19 protein-coding genes are annotated in these 20,747 nt (G+C 70.1%); 16 read left to right on the forward strand and 3 right to left on the reverse strand.

From position 1 onward, the window contains the following. Positions 1 to 157: 157 nt before the first annotated feature. Together ABZX02_RS43315 and ABZX02_RS43320 are read right to left on the reverse strand one after the other, a co-directional pair. Positions 158 to 2,479 (reverse strand): LuxR C-terminal-related transcriptional regulator, encoded by a 2,322-nt coding sequence (locus ABZX02_RS43315; protein WP_355307827.1) that lies wholly within the window; start codon positions 2,477 to 2,479, stop codon positions 158 to 160. A 2-nt stretch (positions 2,480 to 2,481) separates the two neighbouring features. Further along, on the reverse strand, positions 2,482 to 3,708 hold the full coding sequence (locus ABZX02_RS43320) for an Hsp70 family protein (protein WP_355307829.1): 1,227 nt from the start codon (positions 3,706 to 3,708) through the stop codon (positions 2,482 to 2,484). Positions 3,709 to 3,928: 220 nt separating this feature from the next. Here ABZX02_RS43320 and ABZX02_RS43325 point away from each other — a divergent pair, with 220 nt between their 5' ends. The 5 genes from ABZX02_RS43325 (at position 3,929) to ABZX02_RS43345 (ending at position 10,666) form a co-directional block, all read left to right on the forward strand. Continuing rightward, positions 3,929 to 4,825, forward strand: coding sequence for an IniB N-terminal domain-containing protein (locus ABZX02_RS43325; protein WP_355307831.1), 897 nt, complete (start codon positions 3,929 to 3,931; stop codon positions 4,823 to 4,825). A 221-nt stretch (positions 4,826 to 5,046) separates the two neighbouring features. Further along, complete coding sequence (locus ABZX02_RS43330; protein WP_355307860.1) at positions 5,047 to 6,846, forward strand: dynamin family protein; 1,800 nt, start codon at positions 5,047 to 5,049, stop codon at positions 6,844 to 6,846. Further along, positions 6,843 to 8,237 carry a hypothetical protein gene (locus ABZX02_RS43335; protein ID WP_355307833.1) on the forward strand — a complete coding sequence of 465 codons (1,395 nt, stop codon included), beginning with the start codon at positions 6,843 to 6,845 and terminating at the stop codon, positions 8,235 to 8,237. Before ABZX02_RS43330 ends, ABZX02_RS43335 begins: the two co-directional genes overlap by 4 nt. Positions 8,238 to 8,252: 15 nt before the next feature. Beyond that, positions 8,253 to 9,527: a PhzF family phenazine biosynthesis isomerase gene (locus tag ABZX02_RS43340; protein WP_355307834.1), complete on the forward strand. Its 1,275-nt coding sequence runs from the start codon at positions 8,253 to 8,255 to the stop codon at positions 9,525 to 9,527. A gap of 188 nt (positions 9,528 to 9,715) precedes the next feature. Next, a complete protein-coding gene (locus ABZX02_RS43345; RefSeq protein WP_355307836.1) occupies positions 9,716 to 10,666 on the forward strand; it encodes a LysR family transcriptional regulator in 951 nt (316 codons plus the stop codon). A gap of 38 nt (positions 10,667 to 10,704) precedes the next feature. Here ABZX02_RS43345 and ABZX02_RS43350 read toward each other — a convergent pair whose 3' ends face one another. Continuing rightward, positions 10,705 to 11,466 carry an SDR family oxidoreductase gene (locus ABZX02_RS43350; protein ID WP_355307838.1) on the reverse strand — a complete coding sequence of 254 codons (762 nt, stop codon included), beginning with the start codon at positions 11,464 to 11,466 and terminating at the stop codon, positions 10,705 to 10,707. 74 nt (positions 11,467 to 11,540) lie between these two features. Between ABZX02_RS43350 and ABZX02_RS43355 the strand changes: the two genes are divergently transcribed. The 11 genes from ABZX02_RS43355 (at position 11,541) to ABZX02_RS43405 (ending at position 20,504) form a co-directional block, all read left to right on the forward strand. Next, positions 11,541 to 11,885 carry a helix-turn-helix domain-containing protein gene (locus ABZX02_RS43355; protein WP_355307840.1) on the forward strand — a complete coding sequence of 115 codons (345 nt, stop codon included), beginning with the start codon at positions 11,541 to 11,543 and terminating at the stop codon, positions 11,883 to 11,885. A gap of 250 nt (positions 11,886 to 12,135) precedes the next feature. Continuing rightward, a complete protein-coding gene (locus ABZX02_RS43360; RefSeq protein ID WP_355307842.1) occupies positions 12,136 to 13,098 on the forward strand; it encodes a gamma-glutamylcyclotransferase in 963 nt (320 codons plus the stop codon). Positions 13,099 to 13,164: 66 nt separating this feature from the next. After that, positions 13,165 to 13,764: a DUF4232 domain-containing protein gene (locus tag ABZX02_RS43365; protein ID WP_355307844.1), complete on the forward strand. Its 600-nt coding sequence runs from the start codon at positions 13,165 to 13,167 to the stop codon at positions 13,762 to 13,764. Next, the gene (locus ABZX02_RS43370) at positions 13,765 to 14,241 is read left to right on the forward strand and encodes a hypothetical protein (protein WP_355307846.1); all 477 of its coding nucleotides are present in this window, start codon (positions 13,765 to 13,767) and stop codon (positions 14,239 to 14,241) included. It abuts the gene before it with no gap. A gap of 16 nt (positions 14,242 to 14,257) precedes the next feature. Next, a complete protein-coding gene (locus ABZX02_RS43375) occupies positions 14,258 to 14,689 on the forward strand; it encodes a hypothetical protein (RefSeq protein ID WP_355307848.1) in 432 nt (143 codons plus the stop codon). Positions 14,690 to 14,928: 239 nt separating this feature from the next. Next, entirely contained in the window at positions 14,929 to 15,189 is a 261-nt protein-coding gene (locus ABZX02_RS43380; protein ID WP_030481403.1) for a hypothetical protein, read from the forward strand. Continuing rightward, the gene (locus ABZX02_RS43385) at positions 15,189 to 15,440 is read left to right on the forward strand and encodes a hypothetical protein (RefSeq protein WP_355307850.1); all 252 of its coding nucleotides are present in this window, start codon (positions 15,189 to 15,191) and stop codon (positions 15,438 to 15,440) included. Before ABZX02_RS43380 ends, ABZX02_RS43385 begins: the two co-directional genes overlap by 1 nt. Then, positions 15,440 to 18,259 (forward strand): FtsK/SpoIIIE domain-containing protein, encoded by a 2,820-nt coding sequence (locus ABZX02_RS43390; RefSeq protein WP_355307852.1) that lies wholly within the window; start codon positions 15,440 to 15,442, stop codon positions 18,257 to 18,259. Before ABZX02_RS43385 ends, ABZX02_RS43390 begins: the two co-directional genes overlap by 1 nt. Next, the gene (locus ABZX02_RS43395) at positions 18,256 to 18,699 is read left to right on the forward strand and encodes a hypothetical protein (protein WP_355307854.1); all 444 of its coding nucleotides are present in this window, start codon (positions 18,256 to 18,258) and stop codon (positions 18,697 to 18,699) included. Before ABZX02_RS43390 ends, ABZX02_RS43395 begins: the two co-directional genes overlap by 4 nt. After that, complete coding sequence (locus tag ABZX02_RS43400) at positions 18,700 to 19,413, forward strand: GNAT family N-acetyltransferase (RefSeq protein ID WP_355307856.1); 714 nt, start codon at positions 18,700 to 18,702, stop codon at positions 19,411 to 19,413. An 83-nt stretch (positions 19,414 to 19,496) separates the two neighbouring features. After that, entirely contained in the window at positions 19,497 to 20,504 is a 1,008-nt protein-coding gene (locus tag ABZX02_RS43405; RefSeq protein ID WP_355307858.1) for an NADP-dependent oxidoreductase, read from the forward strand. The last annotated feature ends 243 nt before the right edge of the window (positions 20,505 to 20,747 follow it).

A 20,747-nucleotide genomic window follows, 5' to 3' on the forward strand; every position in this document is an offset into this window, starting at 1 on the left:
GCAACAGGCGTGCCATCAACCCACAGGCAGCGCTGGCCCCCTGATCAGATTGCCGGGGGTCTGGGGGCAGAGCCCCCAGGGGAAGCACGCAACAGGAACCCGCCGACGCAACCCAAGCCACCAACGGAACCGGAGCGCAACAACCAACGCGCCCCAGTCACGACCCCAAAATGTGCCGCAACTGAGCCAGCAGATCCGACCGAGAAGTAGACCCCAACCGCTGCCTCATCCGAGCCATGTGGTGCTCAACAGTCTTGGCGGAGATGAACAACCGATCCCCCACCTGCTTGTAAGTCATCCCCTCCACCACCAACTGAGCCACCTCCCGCTCCCGATCACTCAACTTCCCGGCATCCTCGACCACCACAACAGCAGCATCAGCCTCAGCCCCACGACGGGCAGAAACCGGCCGCCCCTGCAACAACCGAGCACAGTCCAGCAACCGAACCATCGCCTGCCGATCAGAAGTCCGGATGGCAGCCTGCCCAGCCAACCGAGACGCGTCCCACCACAGCCCAACGGCGTGCAAACTCCGGGCAGCAGCCTCAACCCGATCAGCGTCAACGTCGCCGGCCACGACATCCAACCAACACTCAGCCGCACCAGACAGAACAGAGCAGTACCGACTCCGCTCCCGATGCACAGCCAGAGCCGCAGCATGCTCCTCAGCAGCGGCAGAGTTCTCGTCGATGATCGCCGCGTGCAGCAGGCTCCAGTGCAACTGCGTGGCCCACAACGGCGGATTCCCCAGCGACCGCAACAAAGCAGCGGCCTGCGCCAGGTGCGGCGCGAGCCGTTCCTGGTCCCGCAGCCGGGCGGCGGCCGCTGCGAACTCGCCCAGCGGCAGCAGGCTGAACAGGTCCACGGGGTGCCGCAGCACGGCCTCGCAGGCCTGCTCCCAGGTGCGGCGCAGCGTCGCGAGGTCGGAGTTGCGCCGAGCCACGCCGACTTCGAGAGCCACCGCGAAGATCCAGTCGCGGGGCTCGAAAGCCCCGCGAACCGACATCAACGTCTCGCGAGCCACAGCCAGGTTGCCGCGCAACATGTGCAACCAGGCCTGCAACAACCGGTGCCGAACGGACATCAGCACGCCGCCGGTGCCGGTCTCGACGGCGCGGTCGAGAACGGACTCGGCCACGTTCGGTTCGCCGCAGTGCACCGCTACCAGTGCGGCCAGCGCGGCTGGGCTGTCCGGCAGCAGGACCGCTCCGCCGGCCGGTTCGAGCAACGACGAAGCACGGACCAAAGTGGACAGTGCGTCGGTCTCGCTCGCGGTCACCGACTGGCGGACGCCCTGCAGCATCAGCGATGCCGCGCCACCGAGCATCGTCGGGGGCTGGGGCGGGGTCTCCTCGGACACGTGGCCGGTGCCGATCAGGCCGATTCCGGCGAACGCGGCGGCGTACGGGGTGGCGGCCCAGCGGAAGAGTTCGGTGCTGCGGGCGAGTTGGCCGCGGTGGGCCAGCGCTACGGCGGCCACCTCGGCGGCGGTGCGGCGGTGCGGGGAGTCCGGGACGCTGATGACCTGGTCCGCCAGGCGCAGTGCGCCGTCGAGGTCGCCCGCCATCGCCGCGGCGGTGGCCCAGGAGGCGGCGGTCTCGGCGGACGGCGTGCCGCCGCCGGTCGAGGCCTTGAAGAGGCGAGAGGCCAGGGCGGGGTCGGAGGAGAGGGCCTCGCGGGCGGCCGCGACGAACACCGGGCCGCCGATGCCCGTGTCGAGCAGGGGCTTCACCAGGTCCAGCACGGGGCCGCCGCGGTCCAACTGGAGTTGCGCGAGCTTCTGGCGGACGGCGATCCGGCGCTCGGCGCGGGTCAACGCGCCCACGGCCCGCTGCGCGAGCGGCAGCAGGGTGCCGTCCTCGGCGAGCAGGCCGGTGGCGCGGGCGGCCTCGATGATGTCGCTGACCTCGTCGAAGTCCTTGTCCAGCAACGCGGACAGCAGGTCCAGGCGCTGGGCGGCGCCGGCCTCGGCGGCCAGCAGGAACTTCTGCAGGTCCGCGTCCAGCCAGTCGAGGTCCGCGCGGAACGCGCCGAGGGCGTCAGCGGACACCTCGGTCACGGCGCCGTGGCGTTCCACGAACAGCGGCACGCCACCGGTCTGCGCGAACACGAAGTCCGCGACCGGCTTCGCGACACCGCCGAGCAGCTCGCGAACGCCGTCGCGCGACAGCGGCGTCAGCGGCACCGCGACCGCGCCGCGGGTCAGTTCGGCCAGCGCCGCACGGCGCGGCCAGGGCCGGTGGGCCAGTACCAACAGGTCTTCGGAGGCAAGCGCGCGCAGAGCGGCATCGTCCAGCAGGTGCGCGTCGTCGACCACGCGCACGGCAGGGTTGGTGATCTCCGAAAGCAGCGCTGTCTTGCCGTAACCACCAGGCGCCGCGACGACGACGCGCAGGCGGGTGCCCGCCTCGGCATCGTTGATCCGGTCGAGGACACCTCGCACGGAGGCGTCCAGCACCAACCTGGCTCGCGTGGTCACGCTCAACGGCCGTCCTCATCATCGTCTCGGGATCGGGAGGAGCTGGAACTCGAACGGCGCCCGACGGGCTTGAGCACGTTCGCGACGCGCTTCACCCGGCGAGGCGGCAGTTCCAGCGGGGACACGTCCACCGGGGGGCGGGGCGGTGGCGCGGTGAACTCGTCGTCGTCGGGGCCGGGGACCTCGCCGACGGGGAAGCGCAGGGACTGCTCACGGGTGTGCAGCAGGACCGACGTGTCGAGCGGTTCCGGCTCGACCTCGGGGCCCAGCAGCACCAGGCGGGCGGCGACGGCGAGACCCTTGGCCACCGAGTGCTCGGGGGCGGCCTCGGCCAGCACGCGGCAGTCGACCGCCGACGACAGCGCGTCGCCGATCACCGGCATCCGGCAGGCGCCGCCGACCAGCAGCACGGCGTCGGGCCGGACCTCGCCGACCGCGCGCACGAAGGTGCCGACCAGGTGGTCGACGGACGGCCGGAGCTCGTCCACGAACTCGTCGCGCGCGATCTCCACGCCGCTGACCACCACGGACGGCGCGGACGGGCCGAACGCCCGCTTCGCCGCCTCGCACTCGGCGGACGACACGTGGCCGTCCTTGCCGAGCCGGCCGCGCACGAGGCCCATCAGCAGGTCGTCGAAGTCGGCACCGGTCTGGTGGTCGACGCCGTCGACGTGGGTGACCAGCTCGAACGTCCGGTTCTGCGCGCGCCGGACCACGGACGCGCCGAACGCGTGGCTGCCGAGCGAGAAGACCGCCAGTGACGCCTGCGGCACCACGCGGGACCGCACGGCGTGGTTCTCCGCGGCCGCGAGCGGCTCCGGCACGAGCGTCGCCTCGGGCAGTCCGACCGCCCGCAGGGCGGCGTGGAGCTGCCCCCGGCGATAGGGGCCCCACCCGGCCGGGTGGCTCACCGCCAGGTGACGGGGCTGTTCACCCTCCCGGGCGACGACCTCGCCGACGACCCACATGACCAGCAGAGCGGTCAGCTCCTCGGCCGGGCACAGCTCCGGACCCAGTGCGAACGGCACCGCGTCGCCGACCCGCCGGGCGAACCCGGTGGCCGTCCAGCCCGCCACGCCGCGCTCGCCGACCGAGAACGTCCCCGCCTCCGTGAGCTGCAGCGACGACGGCACGACCAGGGCGATCTCGGCATCCCGGGCACCGTCGAGGCGGCACACGGCAGCCGTCGTCCGGGTGGTCCCGACATCGACTCCGAGTACGTACGCCAAGTCTCTTCCTCACCTGTTCGCAGCAGCGACCAGTACCTACACGGGTGAACAAGAGACGCTCAAGCGAGGCCCCTAATCCCCTAGGGGGTCAACGACCGTCACCCCAATGGGGAACGGGGATTCACTGGGAGTGATCCCCGATGCCGGTCAGAGGGCCTCTCTCATAACTTTCAGCCACACACCCCGACCGACATCCGTGCCTCAACAGGAGTTCCCTCAGATGATCCCCAGCACGCTCCACGACTTCGTGCTCAACCTGCTCAGCGACCCGTCGCTCAAGGACGCCTTCGCGGCCGACGCTCAGGGCACCCTGGAGCAGGCTGGCCTGGCCGACATCACCGCGGTCGACGTGCAGGAAGTCATCCCGCTGGTCCTCGACCTGCTGCCCGCCACGCCCGCTGGCCTGCCCGCCATCGACGCGGTGGACGTGACCCTGCCCGGTGGCGACCTCCTCGAGGACGGACCGCTCGGCGCCATCAGCCAGCTGCAGGCCGTCGCGTCTCAGCTGACCTCGTCGGGCCTCAGCCTCACCGACCTGCAGACCTCCTCCGCCGGCATGCTCGCGGCGAACGGCGACGGCCTGCAGTTCGCCGTGGCGAACCAGTCCCTCGGCGAGTACTCGCGCCTCGGCCTGGGCATCGACGGCGACTTCTCCGCCGTGAGCGACGTGACCTCGGTCCTCGACCAGACCGCGTCCCCGCTGACCGGCACCGTGCTGGACGTGGCCGACACCGCCACCGCGACCGTGGACGCGCCCCTCGACGGCGTGACCGCGGCCGTTCCCGGCGTCGACGGCGTCCTCGGCCAGCTGACCGGCGTGACGGGCCTCGGCCACGACGCGCTCGGCGTGCTCGGCGGCGGCGACCTGACCACGGGCCTGCTCAACACGAGCGGCCTCGACGACCTGGCCAACGGCGACGTCGGCCTGCACTCCGTCGACACGGTCGGCCAGGTCACCAGCACCGCGACCGGTGTCGTCGGCACGGCGACCGGCGTCGTCGGCAGCGTGACCGGCGTCGCGGGCGACCACGGCGTCGGCAACGTGCTCGGCACCGTCTCCGACGTGACCCACAACGTCCCGGTCGTCGGTGACCTGGACCTGGGTCTGCTCGGCTGAGCCACCCTCCCCAACGCGGACCGGCCCTGTCTCTCGCGGACAGGGCCGGTTCGTCGTCTCCGCCGGATCCGTCCGGTCTGACAAAAAGATCAAACCGGTTCACGTTCCCGTCGGTGAGGAACGTCACCGCCCTTCCGAACAGCCCCGTCCGCCCGATCGAAACCGGTATCGGATTCCGGGCTTTCACCCAAGGGGGTGAACACGGCACTATGAGTCAGGTGATGGCACCGCCCTGGCTCGACGTGCTCGACGAGACGATCGGGGCCTGCGTCACGCACCGGAGGCCCGATCTGGAGGCCCGGCTGCGGGAAAAGCGGGCACAGCAACTCGACCCCAAGTTGCGCGTTCTCGTCGTCGGCGAGTCCAAGCAAGGCAAGAGCCAGCTCGTGAACGCGCTGCTCAACGCACCCGTGTGTGCGGTGGGCGACGACATCACGACGACTGTGCCGACCTTCGTCCAGCACGCGGACACCCCGTCCGCGGCTCTCGTCCGCAACGCCTCGGCAGGCGGATCGATCTTCCACACCCCGACCGAGCGCATCGCCGTGCCGATCGACCAGGTGACGAAACAGGCCGCCGCGCAGCACGTCGTGCGGGCCGAGATCGGCATCCCGCGCGCGCTGCTCGACAGCGGCCTGGTCCTGATCGACACCCCCGGCGTCGGCGACACCCGGTCCGCCCACACCGCCAGCACGTTCGCGACGCTCATGCAGGCCGACGCGGTGCTGCTGGTGTCCGACGCGACGGGTGAGCTTACGTCGGCGGAGATGACGCTGCTCAAGAAGGTGATGGAGGCCTGCCCGAACGTCACGGTGGTCGTCACCAAGATCGACCTCGTGCCGAGCTGGCGGCACGTCGTGGAGCGCAACCGCGCGCTGCTCTCCCGCGCCGGCATCCGCGCCAAGCTCATCCCGGTGTCGAGCGCGCTGCGGCTGCGCGCCGCGAAGACCGGCGACCAGCGCCTCAACACCGAGTCCGGCTTCCCCGAGCTGGTGGCGTGCGTGCAGAGCGACATCGTCGCTTCGGCGGACCTGCTGGCCCGCCGCGCCGTGGCCGTCGTGGCGTCGAGCGCGATCACCCAGCTCGTCACGCCGTTGCGCGAGGAGCTCACGACCCACGACTCGTCCCACACCGTCGCCACGATCTCGACGCTGCAGGAGGCCCAGCGGCGCGTCGACGAGCTGCGGCGGCGGTCCGCGCGCTGGCAGAACGTGCTCAACGACGAGATGGCCGACCTGATCTCCGACGTCGAGTACGACCTGCGCGACCGGACCCGCAAGATCCTGCGCGAGGTCGACAAGACCTACGACGAGGCCGACCCCGCGATCGGCTGGGACAAGTTCGAGCAGTGGCTCGAGGACAACCTCAACGAGGCCGCCACCACGAACTTCGCCTGGCTGATGGAACGCGCGGAGTGGGTGGCCGCGAAGGTCGCCCGCAACTTCCCCGTCTACCGCGAGGACCTGATCCCGGGTTCGGTGCTGCCGGACGACCTGCTGGAGCCGGCGAGCAAGCTGGAGAAGCCCAAGATCGAGCCGTTCTCCGTGCCGCAGAAGCTCTTCACCGGTCTGCGCGGCTCCTACGGCGGCGTGCTGATGTTCGGTCTGGTCACCTCGCTCGCGGGCATGCCGCTGATCAACGTGATCTCGCTCGGCGCCGGCGCGCTGTTCGGCGGGAAGTCCATCCTGGACGAGTCGGACCAGCGGCTGAAGCGCCGCCAGGCCGCCGCGAAGGCCGCCGCGCAACGGCACGTGGACGACTTCTTCGTGAAGTTCTCCAAGGACGTCCGCGACTCCGGCCGGCACATCCAGCGCTCGCTGCGCAACCACTTCAGCACCCTCGCCGAGGAGCTGCAGGAGACGTTGCTGGAGTCGGCCCGCAGCGCCAAGCGCGCGGTGCAGGACGACCAGACCGAACGCGAGCGCAGGCTGCGCGAAGGCCGCAAGGAGCTGGACCGGCTCGTCACGCTCTACAAGAGGGTGCAGGCACTCGGGGGTCCCGTCATGGAGCTCACCGCGTGACCTTGGACCGCGTCGTCTGGTCGATGCTGCAGGAGGCACTGGGCGTCTACCGGGACAGCCCCCGCGCCACGGCCTGGCTGCGCTCGCACGTCGAGCGCTACACCGAACCCGTGCGGATCGCGGTGGCCGGCCGGTCGCGGATCGGCAAGTCCACTGTGGTCAGTGCGTTGATCGGGGACGAGTTCACGCCGCAGAGCTCGTTCGTCTGGTACCGCGGCGGCACCGAGCCGCGGGCGCACGTGTTCCACGGACCCGTGCGGCCGCACGAGGTCCCGATCGGCAGGCGGGGCCACCGCCACCACGTGGAGACGGGCCAGTTCGACCGCTCCGACCGGGTGGTCGTCGAGTGGCCCGCGCGGACGTTGCGCGACGTCGTGCTGATCGACACCCCGTCCGACGCGACGCCGGAGCAGGTGCTCGGGGACGCGGACGCGTTGCTGTACCTCATGCGGCACGTGCAGGACGAGGACCTGAAGTTCCTGCAGGCGGCCAACGACCACCCGATCGCGAGGACCGCCGCGGTGCACACCGTCGCGGTGCTCGCGCGCGCCGACGAGATCGGGGCGGGGCGGATCGACGCGCTGTCGTCGGCCAAGCAGATCGCGCGGCGGTACCGGCGCGACCCGGCCGTGCAACCGTTGTGCCAGAACGTGGTCTCGGTCGCCGGGTTGCTGGCGGTGGCCGCGAAGACGTTGCGGGAGGACGAGTTCGCGGCGCTGCGGACCTTGTCCTCGCTGGGCCGCGAGGAGCTGGAGGACCACCTGCTGTCGGCGGACCGGTTCGTCGGCGAGCAGTTCCCGCTGACGATGGACCCCGCCGTGCGGCAGGTGCTGCTGGAGCGGTTCGGGATCTTCGGCGTCCGGCTGATCACGGCGTTGATCCGCCAGGGCTTCGACACGCAGGTGAAGCTGACCGGGCAACTGGTGCAGCGCAGCGGGCTCGGCGAGCTGCGCGACTCGATCGCGGTGCACTTCGTCGAACGGCGCGAGGTCCTCAAGGCCCGGTCGGCGCTGCTGGCGCTCGACGTGCTGTTCCGGATGGAGCCGCGGCAGAGCTCGCGCAAGCTGGTGGCCGACCTGGAACGGGTCGTCGCGTCCGCGCACGACTTCCGCGAGCTGCGGCTGGTCGCGGCCCTGCAGTCCGGGCGGACGAAGCTGCCGGCCGAACTGCAGGCAGAGGCGCTGCGACTGGTCGGCGCCGAGGGCGTGGCCCCGTTGGCACGACTGGGTTTCACCTACGAGGCCGACGCCGCGGAGCTGCGGGAGGCCCTGCTGGACGCGCTGGTGCGATGGCAGGCGCAGGCCGCGGACGTGCACGCGTCGCACGACCACCGGAAGGCAGCCCAGATCGTGGTCAGGACCTGCGAGGGACTGCTCCCCCAGTTCTCCTGAGGCACGATGGTCCGCATGGAACTCGTGCGCTGGGAGGCCGACCACTTCGGCTACATGCTGCGGTGGGCGTCCGATCCGCGGATGACGGTGTACGTCGGCAACGGCATGCCCTGGACCCCCGACTACGTCGCGCTGCGGCACGACCAGGCGTTGCGGCACTGGGAGGACCACGGGTTCGGGCTGCACCTGGTGGTCGAGGACGGTGTGGTCGTCGGGCTCGCGCAGATGCTCGACGGGGACCTGGGCGAGATCGAGATCGGCTACTGGATCGACCCGGCCTGGTGGGGGCGCGGCATCGCGTCGCGGGTCGCCGTGGAGCTGCGGGACAAGGCGCTCGCCATCGCCGACCGGGTCGTGGCGGGGACGGACGCGCGGAACGAGGCGTCCGGGCGGGTGCTGGAGAAGGCCGGTCTGCGGTACTTCCTCAGCAAGAACAGGGACGGAAGACTTCAGCACTGCTACGCGTTGGACCGGAGCATGAGCGACAGGGGTGTTCTGCGGTACAGCGCTTTCACGACCGACCCGGCCGGCGGCAACCCCGCGGGCGTGGTGCTCGACGCGTCCGAGCTGGGCGACGACGAGATGCTCGGGATCGCGGCGAAGGTGGGCTACTCGGAGACCGCGTTCGTGGTGCCGCGCGGGGAGCGGGTGTTCGACGTCCGGTACTTCAGCCCGAAGGCCGAGGTGCCGTTCTGCGGGCACGCGACGATCGCGACGTCGGTGGCGCTGGCCGAGCGGATCGGGGACGGGCCGCTGACGTTCCACACGCCGGCCGGGGAGATCACCATCGAGACCAACGGCGGCACCGCCACGCTGACGAGCGTGCCGACGAGCAGTGCGCCCGCCGCTCCCGAGCTGGTCTCGGCCGCGCTGGAAGCGCTGGGGTACAAGGAGATCGGCGACCTGCCCGTGCACGTCGCGTTCGGCGGGGCGCGGCACCTGGTGATCCCGGTGCAGGACCGGGAGCAGCTGCGATCGCTGTCCTACGACTTCGACGCGTTGCGCGACCTGATGCTGGCGCACGACCTCACGACCGTGCATCTGTTCTGGCGCGAGTCCGCAGGCCTCGTGCACGCGCGCGACCCGTTCCCGGTCGGCGGGGTGGTCGAGGACGCCGCGACCGGAGCGGCGGCCGCCGCGTTCGGCGGGTACCTGCGCGATCTCGAAGGGCCGCAGCGGTTCGTGATCTCGCAGGGCGAGGACATGGGCAGGCCGTCGAGGCTGGAGGTCGACGCCACCCGCGAGGACCGCCGTGTCTCCGTGACCGGTGCCGCGGTCGTCATTCCCTGAAGCCACAGGCTCGACGCCGCTGTCACGGAGCGCAGGGTGCGTGACAGCGGCGTCGAACCGAGGGGTGCGCACCCTCCCGCGCCGGACCCGTTGCGCTGCCGCAAGCGCCGGGCCGGAAGATCGATCGAGTGCCACTATGCCCCGTTCGAAGGGTGGCGGCGCATTCAGAAGGGGGATACAAGGTCTTTATGCCCGAGTTGGAGCTACGCCACCTCCGCGCGGTACGGACCATCGCCGAGGAAGGCAGCGTCACCAGGGCCGCGACGCGGCTCGGACTCACCCAACCCGCCCTCTCCGCACAGCTGCGCACGGTCGAGAGACTGGTCGGCGGCCAGCTGTTCGACCGAACGCGCAACGGTTGCGTCCCAACGGACCTGGGCCGCCGGGTGCTCGGCACGGCGCGGCTCGTGCTCGACGAGATGGCGCAGCTGATGGCCAACACCCGCGAGACCGATCGACGAGGACCGCTCATCTTCGGGTGCATCCCGATCCTGTACTTCGCCAAGGTGGTGGAGGGGCTGCGCGGCCTCAACGCCGACGTGCGGGCGGAGGTGCGGCCGTCGTCCGCCGAGATCGTGGACATGCTGGAGGCCGGGCAGGTGCACGTGGCGTTGTTCGAGTTCTTCGACGGGATGCACGCGCGGGACCTGGCGGGGATCGAGCTGCGCAAGCTCGTGACGGAACCGGCGTTCGTGGCGTTGTCGGAGAACGACCCGCTGGCGGGGTCCGACGAGATCGACCTGGCCCTGCTGGCCGACCGCGACTGGGTCACCCCGCCCAAGCAGCAGATCGGGAGCCGGACCCAGCTGTTCCAGGTGTGCGCGGACGCCGGGTTCGTACCCCGGCTCACGCACCACACCGGGGAGGCGAGCATGGCCCGCGGGCTGGTGGCCGGCGGGTGCGTGTCGTTCGCCGCCGCGCCGTCGCGGACCGGGGAGGGGATCGTGATCCGGCGGTTGCGGGGGATGCCGTTGATGACCGACTTCTTCGTCGCCACCCGGCGGGACTCCCCGGTGGCCGGGCGGGCGCACGAGGTCTTCGCCTGCGCGGCCGAGGCCTACCGGTCCGTGCTGGACCGGAACCCGGAGTACCGCAAGTGGTGGGACGCGCACCCCGAGGCGCATCCCGAGTTCACCTGACGGCGGGTGCGGTTCGCACCGCACCCGTTGCCCGGTGGTCAGCCGACCTTGATCGGCGTCGTCGGACGGCCCAGCAGCTTCTCCAGGTCCGGGCGGACCTCGGCGAACACGCCGTTGCGGATCGACTTGAAGAAGTCCACCAGGAACGGGTGGACTCCGCCGGCGATCAGGTCCTCGTCGGTCACGTCGCGGTACCTGTCGCCCGCGAGCTCCGGGAACGACCAGCTGGTCGAGCCGGTGAGCTCGTAGACCTGGTTCTCGTGGCCCGGCGTGGTGAGGGCGACGGCCGCGCCCTGGGCGAAGTCGTCGCGCGACGCGCTGGCCACCCGGCCGTCCTTCGTGGAGATCGCCACGGTGTCCTGGGCGAGGGCGCCGAGGTAGTTCTCGTGGTACATGCCGTTGCGCAGGAACGTGAACGTCACGCCGGTGGCGCGGATCGCCTCCTCGGTGGCCTTGTGGACCGGGGCGGCGAGCGACGGAGAGGTGTCCGCGTCGGTGAGACTCGTGTAGAAGATGTGGCCCACGCCGTGCTCGACGGCCTTGGCGATGGCGTTCTTGTGCTGCGCGACGCGGGTGTCGGTGTCGTGGTCGTCGGCCGACACGATCAGCAGCTTGTCCGCGCCCCGGAAGTTCAGCGTCTCCGGGTCGTTGAAGTCGCCCTGGCGGACCTCGACGCCCTCGAGGGTGAACTTCTCCGGGGAGCGCACGGAGACGATGACCTGCTCGTCCGTGCGGTTCAGGACGTGGCGGACCACGGCGTTGCCCAGCTGGCCGGTTGCTCCGGTGATGAGGATCGTCATGGCTCCAGGTTGCGGTTAGCGCTAACCTTTGGAAAGTACCCACTTCAGAGTTGGGTACTTACGTGGAGGTGAGCATGCAGTTCACGATGTGTCCCGAGCGGGCGATCATGGAGCACGTCACAAGCCGGTGGGGCGTGCTGACCCTGCAGGCGCTCTCCAACGGGGAGGCGTGGCGGTTCAGCGAGCTGCGGCGGGAGCTGGCACTCGCCAGCGAGAAGATGCTGACGCAGACGTTGCGGACGCTGGAGCGCGACGGGTTCGTGCACCGGGAGGTGTTCCCCGTGATCCCGCCACACGTCGAGTACACGCTCACGCCGCTCGGCAAGGGTGCGGCGAGCCACCTCGTGGCCCTCGCGCAGTGGATCGAGGCGCACGTCCCGGAGGTCGCCCAGGCGCAGGAGCGCTACGACGCCGACTGAGGCTCGCCGGAGGGCCGACGCGAAGACATCGGGTTGTTCACCCTAATGCGCAGTGAATGTTCTCACTCCAACCCAGGTTTACCCACTGATAGATCCGATGGGTCACGATTAGGGGGCGCAATCTGGGGACGGGGACTGGCATTATGGACCAATGGCCCAACCGTTCACCGACGAAAGCCATCCGGCGGAGCCCTATCCGGGCACTCGTCCAGACCACTGTTTCGTTCACGTGGACGAAACAGGCTGGCCAGTGCGCCCGGACCTCACGATGGAGTCGGGCTGGCGGGTGGAGCCGGAGAACATCGATCTAGACCAATGGCTCGCGAACCACGGCGAGCCGCCGCTGGCGGGGCGAATGCCGGTGCTCGGTTACGGGTCGAACGCCAACCCCAGCAAGCTCACCTGGCTCCGCGAGGAGCTGGGCCTCGAAGGCCCCGCGGTCGTGCTGCGTGCACGCTGTGAGGGCCTTTCTGCTGTCTGGGCCGCCGGACTGCGCCTGCGCGACGGGCAGCGGCCGGCGACGCTCGCCGGGGCTCCCGGCGTGACCGAGGAGCACTCGATCTGGTTCGCCACGCCCGATCAGCTGCGCGTGCTCGACCGGTGCGAGGGACGCGGGCTGCGCTATCGCCTCGTACGCGTGCACACGGGCCGTGTGGTGCTTTACAACGGTGGCGTCATCGACAGCGTTCTGGCGTACACGGCGGGCTCCAAGAAGCGGATGCCCGTGCTCTTCAACGGCCGTATGGTCCGGTGCGCGGACGTCTCGCAGCGAGGCGCGCGTGTGCTCGGCGAGAGGCCTGCGATGAGCGACGGACTGGACGTGACCGAGGTGCACGGCGAGCCGTCCGCGGACGACTGGCCCGAGCTGCTCTTCGTCTACGGCACGCTCCAGCCGGGCGCAAGCGCTTGGCAGCTGATGGAGCCGCACGTCGTGGAGACCGAGGAGACCCACCTGCCCGGCACGCTGTTCGACACGGGGCTGGGCTACCCCGCGCTGCGTCCCGGCTCCGGGCTGGGCGTGCCCGGCCACGTCGTGCGGCTGCGGTCGCCCGAGATCGCGCTGCCGCTGCTCGACGAGTACGAGGGCGAGGACTACCGCCGCGTGCGCGTCGTGCTGCCGGACGGGCGGATCGCCTGGACGTACATCTGGACCGCGGCGGTGCAGGGCATGGCCGAACTGCCGGACGGGTGGGACGTCCACCAGATCCGGTGAATTTCCGGCACGTTGTGTGGGTTCATGGGTATTCGGGCACATCCTTCGGTGGTAGGAGGTGCACCCATGACTCGTCGGTTGATCGCGTGCGGACTCGGACTGCTGGTGCTCGCTTCCGTGACGGCCTGCGGGGACAGAACGCAGGAGTCCGGCTCGCCCCAGACGATGCCGACCGCGTCGGCTTCCTCGTCCACGAGCGCCCCGTCGTCCACCGCCCCCGCCGCCAACTCCGGCGCGGCCGCCCCCGCGGTCAAGCGCTGCGACTCGACGGTCCTCAAGGGAGAGGTCTCCCCGACCGACGCCGGCGCGGGTAACCGCTACGGCAAGTTCGTCGTCACGAACTCGGGCGCGGTGCCGTGCACGCTCAACGGCTACAGCGGTTTCCAGCTGGAGAACGCCACCGGCGCGGTCCCGACCAAGCTCGAGCGCAAGGCGGACCCGGGACCGGCCGCGATGACGCTGGCGCCCGGTGGCAAGGCGGCGGCGAACCTGCACTGGGGCGTCGTGCCGGCGGGCAGCGAGCCCGTGGAGGGCCCGTGCCAGCCCGAGCCGTCGAAGGCCGCGGCCATCCCGCCGGACGAGACGGCCCCGTTGACCGTGCCGTGGACGCTGGGACCCGTGTGTTCCGGTGGCCGGATCGAGATCAGCGCCTTTTACGCTGCCTAGATGCAGGTACCCGGATGGCTCGCCGTGCTCCCGCACGGCGAGCGCATCGCGCTTTCGTTGCGCGCCGCGGGGATTCCCGTCGCGGTCGGCGAGGACCTCGCCGCGGTGATCGGGGCCGCCGACCGCCCGGTCGTCCTGATCGGACACTTCACCGCCGCGCCCACCGCGGTCCGCCACGCCCAGACGCACTCGGACATCGCCGCCCTCGTGCTGGTGTCACCGGTGCTCGGGACGTGGGACGGCGCGTCCGACGAACTGGCCGGCCTGATGGACGAGGTCGCATCGGGACCGGACCTGGGCGCCCTGCCGACGTTGTGGCTGCACGGGTCGGACGACGAGATCGTGCCGATCGCGGGCACGCGCGCGGGCATCGACCGGATCCGCGGGTCCGCGTTCGAGGAGCACGTCGCGGACGGCCTGCTGACCGACGGCGAGACCGTCACTCGGGTGCTGGAGTTCACGCGCCGGGTGATCTGACACCATCTCGGGTGCCATGGACGAAGACGACCTCGTGCTGCTGATCACCGTGGTGGTCGAGGCGGCGGACGAGCACCAGGCGCGTGCCGCGTGCGACGCGCTCATCACCCGTGCGGGTGCCCAGATCGTGGACGCCCGCGACTGCTCCGACGAGGAACCGGGGTGCTGGGCCGTCGTCATCACCCGGCCGAGCACGGAGAAGGCCACCCACAACGTCTCGGCGGCGTTGGCGCGGGCCGTGCGCACCTTCGTGCGCGGGCTGGGCGAGGACTTCCCGACGCCTCGCGTGGCCTGCGAACCGCCCACGGCGTGGACCGTTCTCGACGAACCCGGGCTCATCCACGGCCTCGTGCCGGGTGCCGAGCGCGTCCTGGTCGAGGCGTGGGCCGGAGATGACCCTTTCGGTGCAGGCACTTTGCGTGACAACGCCGGGTCGAGACCGTCCTGATTCACCCGGCCGGTCGGCAGGAACGCTCAACGGGCTGTAGGCATCGGTGTGAGAGTTACTACACGCGTGGACGAAGGGCCAGGAGCGCGCTCAACTGATCATTAAATCAAGGCCCGTTCGAGTGGATTCAGGCATCCACCCGGTTAGCCGATCTTCGCTCTCAACTGTGAAAATCTGGGCACAATCTCTACCAAGGGTGGTCGTCAGACCATCTTGTTCCGGAGGGTTCGGGAGCCGACATGGCCAGCATCGAAGAGGTCCGTGCCGCAATTGCCCAGGCGATCGACAAGGCGGCTCAAAGCCAGTCGGCCCTCCAACAGGCGGCTGAGCTCGCCGAGGACGCGCAGCAGCTGCTGACATCGGTCACCCAGGGCTCCGTGCAGGCGGACGTCGAGACGACGAACGCCCAGTTCGCCCAGGTCGTGTCCGGCGTGAGCGAGCTGCAGAACTACCTCGGTGCCGGCATCTCCGGGGCCGAGGGCATCAACAGCAGGCTTTGATGGCGTCCATCGGCGAGGTCCGTGCCGCGCTCGAGCAGGCGAGCGAGATCCTGCGTGAGTCGTACCGCAGCGTGCGATCCGCGCAGGAGAGCCTCGAGGAGGCGGTCGCCATCCTCGCCGAGTCGAGCGAGAACCACCACGAGTCGTTGCTTCCAGCGGAGTTCGTGCGCGCGAAGGAAAGATTCCCCGATCAGGTCGAACTGATGGTGGGAACCCTAGAGCGCATCCAACGACTCACCGTGGAGCTGTGATGAGCAGGCGGGACGACCGGCGGGCGAAGATCGAGAACGCCTTCTCGGAGTTCCAGCGCGCTGTTTCGGCGGCGCTGGGGTCGGTGGCGCGCGAGCACCGCGCGCTCGCCACCGAGCACGCGAAGGACATGTTCGAGTTCACCGTGCGCGGGATGGGCGTCGACAAGGCGTTGCGGGACGTCGCGCTCAAGGACGTCACCCCGTTCCTCGTGGTCGACGAGAAGCGCGTCCGGAACCCGCGTCAGGCGCCGCTCTCGATGCGCCAGTTCGAGGACCGCCTCGCGCAGATCAAGCACGACTGGGAGCAGTCGTTCCACGAGTGGACGACCTCGGGCCCGGACCAGCTGACCGAGCTCGTGAGCTCGGTGGCGGCCGGGCCCGCGTCGTGGCCGCACGAGTCGTGGCTCGGGCATCCGGGCACGCACGACGGCAGCGAGGGCGTGCCGGAGCTGTGGCGGATCGGCACCGGCGTGGTGACGTCGGCGCCGACGCCCGTCCCGTTCCCCGTCGCGGTGCCGCTGCTGGACCAGGCGCACCTGCACATCTCGTCCACTCCGGACACCCGCCAGCTCGCGGACACGCTGGTCGAGACCCTGCTGCTACGGGTGCTGTCGCACTTCCAGCCTGGGCTCGTGCACGTGCACGTGTGGGACGTCGGCCAGCTGACCGGCTCGTTGCCCGGTCTCTACCCGCTGACCCGCGCGAACCTGCTGACGGTGCACGACCCGGCGCGGCTGCACGAGCTGCTCGACGAGCTGTCCGAGCACATCCGCCAGGTGCACACCAAGGTCCTGGTCGACGGCCACCTGACCGTCCGTTCGGTCAGCGGTGAGGGCCGGCGCACCGAACCCTGGCGGATCGCCGTGCTGTTCGGCAACCGCAAGGCGTTGAAGGAAGAACACCAGCAGCAGCTGCAACGCGTGGCGCGCAACGGGTTGGCGTGCGGCGTGCAGCTGTTCATCGTGGACATCCCGATCACGATCAACTCGCCCGTGGAGACGGTCGCGTTGCGCAGCGACGGATCCGCGACGTGCACGATGACCGGCAAGGCCGTGACCGTGACGCTGGACCCGGCGCTGCCGCGCACGCTGGTGCCGCGCGCCTGCGCCGCCATCGCGGAGAAGCGCGAGGAGCGCCGGTCGCGCATGGGCACGTTCGGCGACCTGCTGCCGGACCGGCCGTGGACGGAGAACTCGTCGGCCGGAGTCGTTGCGCCCGTTGGGTTCGACGACGGCGAACAGGTCTGCGTGCAGCTCGGCGACACCTCGCCGCACGCGTTGATCGGTGGCCCTTCGGGTTCCGGCAAGACGAACTTCCTCTACGCGATGCTCGGCTCGTTGTGCGCGCGCTACTCGCCGGACGAGCTGGAGCTCTACCTCCTGGACTTCAAGGAGGGCGTGTCGTTCGCGCAGTTCGCGCCGGGCCGCAAGGACCCGTCGTGGCTGCCGCACGCCCGCCTGGTCGGCGTGAACGTCAACACCGACCGCGAGTTCGGCGTGGCACTGCTGCGGTACCTGTCCGACGAGATGCGCCGGCGCGCGGACGCGGCCAAGCAGCACGAGGTCACCAAGCTGCAGGACCTGCGCGCCGAGGACCCGTCCGGCCGCTGGCCGCGGATCGTCGCGGTGATCGACGAGTTCCAGTACCTGTTCGGCGAACGGGACCAGGTCACCGCCGCCGCGACGCAGTTGCTGGAGGACGTGGCGCGCCGCGGCCGTTCGCAGGGCATCCACCTCGTGCTGTCGTCCCAGGACGTCTCGGGCATCGAGGGCTTCTGGGGCAAGTCGGCGATCTTCGAGCAGTTCACCGTCCGCATCGCGCTGCCCAAGGCCCGCAGGGTGCTGGCCGAGCCGCAGAACGACGCCGCGGTGGAGCTCCCCCGCTGGCACGCGGTGATCAACCACGAGTCGGGCGTCAAGCCGGGCAACGAGATCTGCCGCATCCCGGACTCGACGTCCAAGGGCACCATGGACTTCCTGCAGGCCGAGCTGTGGCGCCGGGAACCGGGCCGGGCTCCCGGCCTGTTCGACGGCAGCAAGATCCCGCTGCTCGACGCCACCCAGGACTTCCTCGACCTGCGACCCGGCGACGCATCGCCTACGGTGCTACTCGGGCAGGTGATCGACGTCGCGGGCAGCGCGGCACGGGTGAGGTTCGCCCGCACGCCGGGCCGCAACATCGCGGTGATCGGTTCCGTGGTCCAGGACGCGGCCGCCGTGCTCGGCGGAGCGGCCGCGTCGCTGGGCAGGCAGCACCACCCGCACGAGGCGGTGTTCACGCTGGCCTGCCTGGTGGAAGAGGCGATGCCCTCGGCGTTGCACCTGATGAAACGCCTGAGCGCCGACGGGCACGACGCGTCGGTGATCGGCATGAGCGAGATCCGCGACGTGCTGGACAGGACCGCGGCAGGCCTGCAGTCGATCAACACGGGCCAGGCGGACACGCCGATCAAGCCGCACTTCCTGGTCCTGTACGGCGTCGACGCGGCGCAGACGTTGCTGGAGCAGAAGGATCCGGCGACCCGCTCGTCCGGTGTGGACAGTCTGCGCACCGTCCTGAAGCACGGCCCGGAGAACCGCACGCACGTGCTGGGCTGGTGGCGCGGCGTGCAGAGGCTGAAGGCGAGCCTGCCGCCCGGCGTCTACGACGACATCGGCGCCTGGGTGGCGTTCGACGTGCAGGGCAAGGAACTGCTGTCGCTCGGACCGGAGCAGGTGATGTCGTGGTCGCCCAGGCCACGGCGCGGCCTGTTCTTCGACAGGTTCGAGCACTCGCGACCGCAAGTGATCATCCCGTTCGACACTGGAGAAGCTCCATGAACCCGATGATGACGTCGATGTTCGAGTCGGTCCCGTCGCAGCGTCAGAGCGAGGAGGTGATCGAGGTGCCGACGATCTCAGCTGTCGAGCGCTACAAGGAGATCATCGCCATCGCCACGGACGCGGCGGCCCGCCAGCGCAAGCTGGACGAGGTCCGGTGCGCCGAACTCGCCGAGCGGCTCGCGGCGACCCAGCACGAGATCGCGGAGGTGCGTGATCGTGAACGGGTCGTGCGGATGGGCGCCGCGCTGCACTGGGAGGCGGCGGTCGAGCAGCTCTGGAACGAGCGCTGGCTGCAGATGACCACCCCGCCGAAGCCCGACGAGTCCGTCCCGCCCCGACCGCAGGGCGAGTACAACCGGGCGATGGACCTCGCGTACCAGGAGCTGGAGGACGCGCTCGCGAAGCGGTCCCTGTTGCGCCGCAAGCAGAAGGACTGAGTGCGCCGCTTACGCACCACCGCCGACGTCCAGGACGCCAGCGACGACCCGTTGGTCCGCTGGGCGGCCCAGGCCCTGTCGTCGGGCGGTGCAGCCTGGTCCCACGGCGGCGCGGTGGCGGTGCACGCCCCGTCCCTGACGAGACGCCGCCGGCTGGTCCTCTCCGGCCCGGCAGAGGGCGTCGCCAGCCTGCTGGCCGCCCACGGCCGAGGCGTCGAGTTGCGTCCACTGCTGGAACGCCCGCTGGCCCTCGACGTGGCGTCCCTGATGCCCACCCCGTGGCTGGAGGACAAGCCCTTCGGCTGGATGGACCGCACCGGCACCCTGGACCTCCCCCCAGACGCCACGTGGCTGACCTCCACGGACGACGTGGCCCCGTTGCTGCGCGAGGCGAACCCGAACTCCTGGGCCTGGCCAGGCGAACCGGGAGTCCGCCGCTGGGCAGGCCTGCACGAGGGCGACGAACTGGTCGCCACCGCCGCCGAGGCGTGGTCGTCCACCGACGTCGGCTTCATGATGGGCGTGGCAGTCCACCCCTCACACACGAACCAGGGCCTGGGCAGCCGGATCTGCCAGTTCGTCACCTCGTCCCTGCTCACCCTGTACGGCACCTGCGCGCTGTTCGTGGAGAACTACAACGCCCCGGCCATAGCCGTGTACCGCAAGCTCGGCTTCGCATACCGCGACGTCACCACCCTCCTCCCTGCGGTCTAGCTCACAATCCGGAACAGTCGACCCCACCGGCAGGTTGAAACGGATAACTGATCCGAATGACGACCCAGGGAGATGCCAAGACCATGACCACCACCGCACTAGAGGTCCGGCTCGCGTCCCGCCCGAAGGGCTGGCCGACCGAGGACAACTTCGAGATCGCCGAGGTGGAGATCCCCACTCCAGGCGACGGCGAGATCCTGGTGCGCAACGTGGTCATGAGCGTCGACCCGTACATGCGCGGCCGCATGAACGACGTCAAGTCCTACGTCCCCCCGTTCCAGGTGGGAGCCCCGCTGGAGGGCGGCGCGGTGGGCGAGGTAGTCACCTCGAACTCCCCGGACTTCGCCAAGGGCGACCACGTCCTGCACGGCCTGGGCTGGCGCGACTACGCGGTCGTCAACGCCAAGCACGCCGTGAAGGTAGACAGCACCGTCGCCCCGCTCTCCACGTACCTGGGCGTCCTGGGCATGCCCGGCCTCACCGCCTACGCAGGCCTCCTGGCAACAGCAGAGTTCAAGCCGGGCGACGCAGTCTTCGTCTCGGGAGCAGCAGGAGCAGTGGGCCAGATCGTGGGCCAGATCGCCCGCCTGAAGGGCGCCAGCCGAGTGATCGGCTCGGCAGGCTCCCCGGACAAGGTCAAGTACCTGACGGAGGAACTGGGCTTCGACGCGGCCTTCAACTACAAGGACGGCCCGGTCGCCGACCAGCTGAAGACCGCAGCCCCCGACGGCATCGACGTCTACTTCGACAACGTGGGCGGCGAACACCTCGAAGCCGCGATCGACAGCCTCAACCTCAACGGCCGAATCACCATGTGCGGCGCCATCTCGCAGTACAACGCGGCCGAGAAGCCCACGGGCCCGAGCAACATGATCCAGATCCTCGCCAAGCGCCTGACCCTCCGCGGCATGCTGGTGGGCGACCACAAGGCCCTGCAGCATCAGTTCATCAAGGAAGTAGCAGCCTGGATCGCAAGCGGAGAACTCAAGTACTCCGAGACGATCGTCGAGGGCGGCGCAAGCCAGGCCCCAGCAGCCTTCCTGGGAATGCTGCGAGGAGAAAACACCGGCAAGATGCTCGTGAAGTTCTAAGCACCACAACACCCCCACCCCGCCCCAGCCGCGAAGCCGAAGGCGAGCCGTATTTCCAAACTCTAAGGGCGGTGGGGTCCCATCACGAGTCGCGCCATAGCACTTGCTGCACCTGAGTAGGGGTGTCAAGTCGACATGCTTTTCGTCGACATGCCCATGGCGGCCATCTCGTCGTCCGTCAGGTCGCTGCCCGAGTTGACGAGATCGCTCAGCACGTCGTCGGTCGGGCGCGCCCGCTTGGCC

The sequence above is a fragment of the Lentzea sp. NPDC003310 genome (assembly GCF_040610935.1).
Classification (GTDB): domain Bacteria; phylum Actinomycetota; class Actinomycetes; order Mycobacteriales; family Pseudonocardiaceae; genus Lentzea.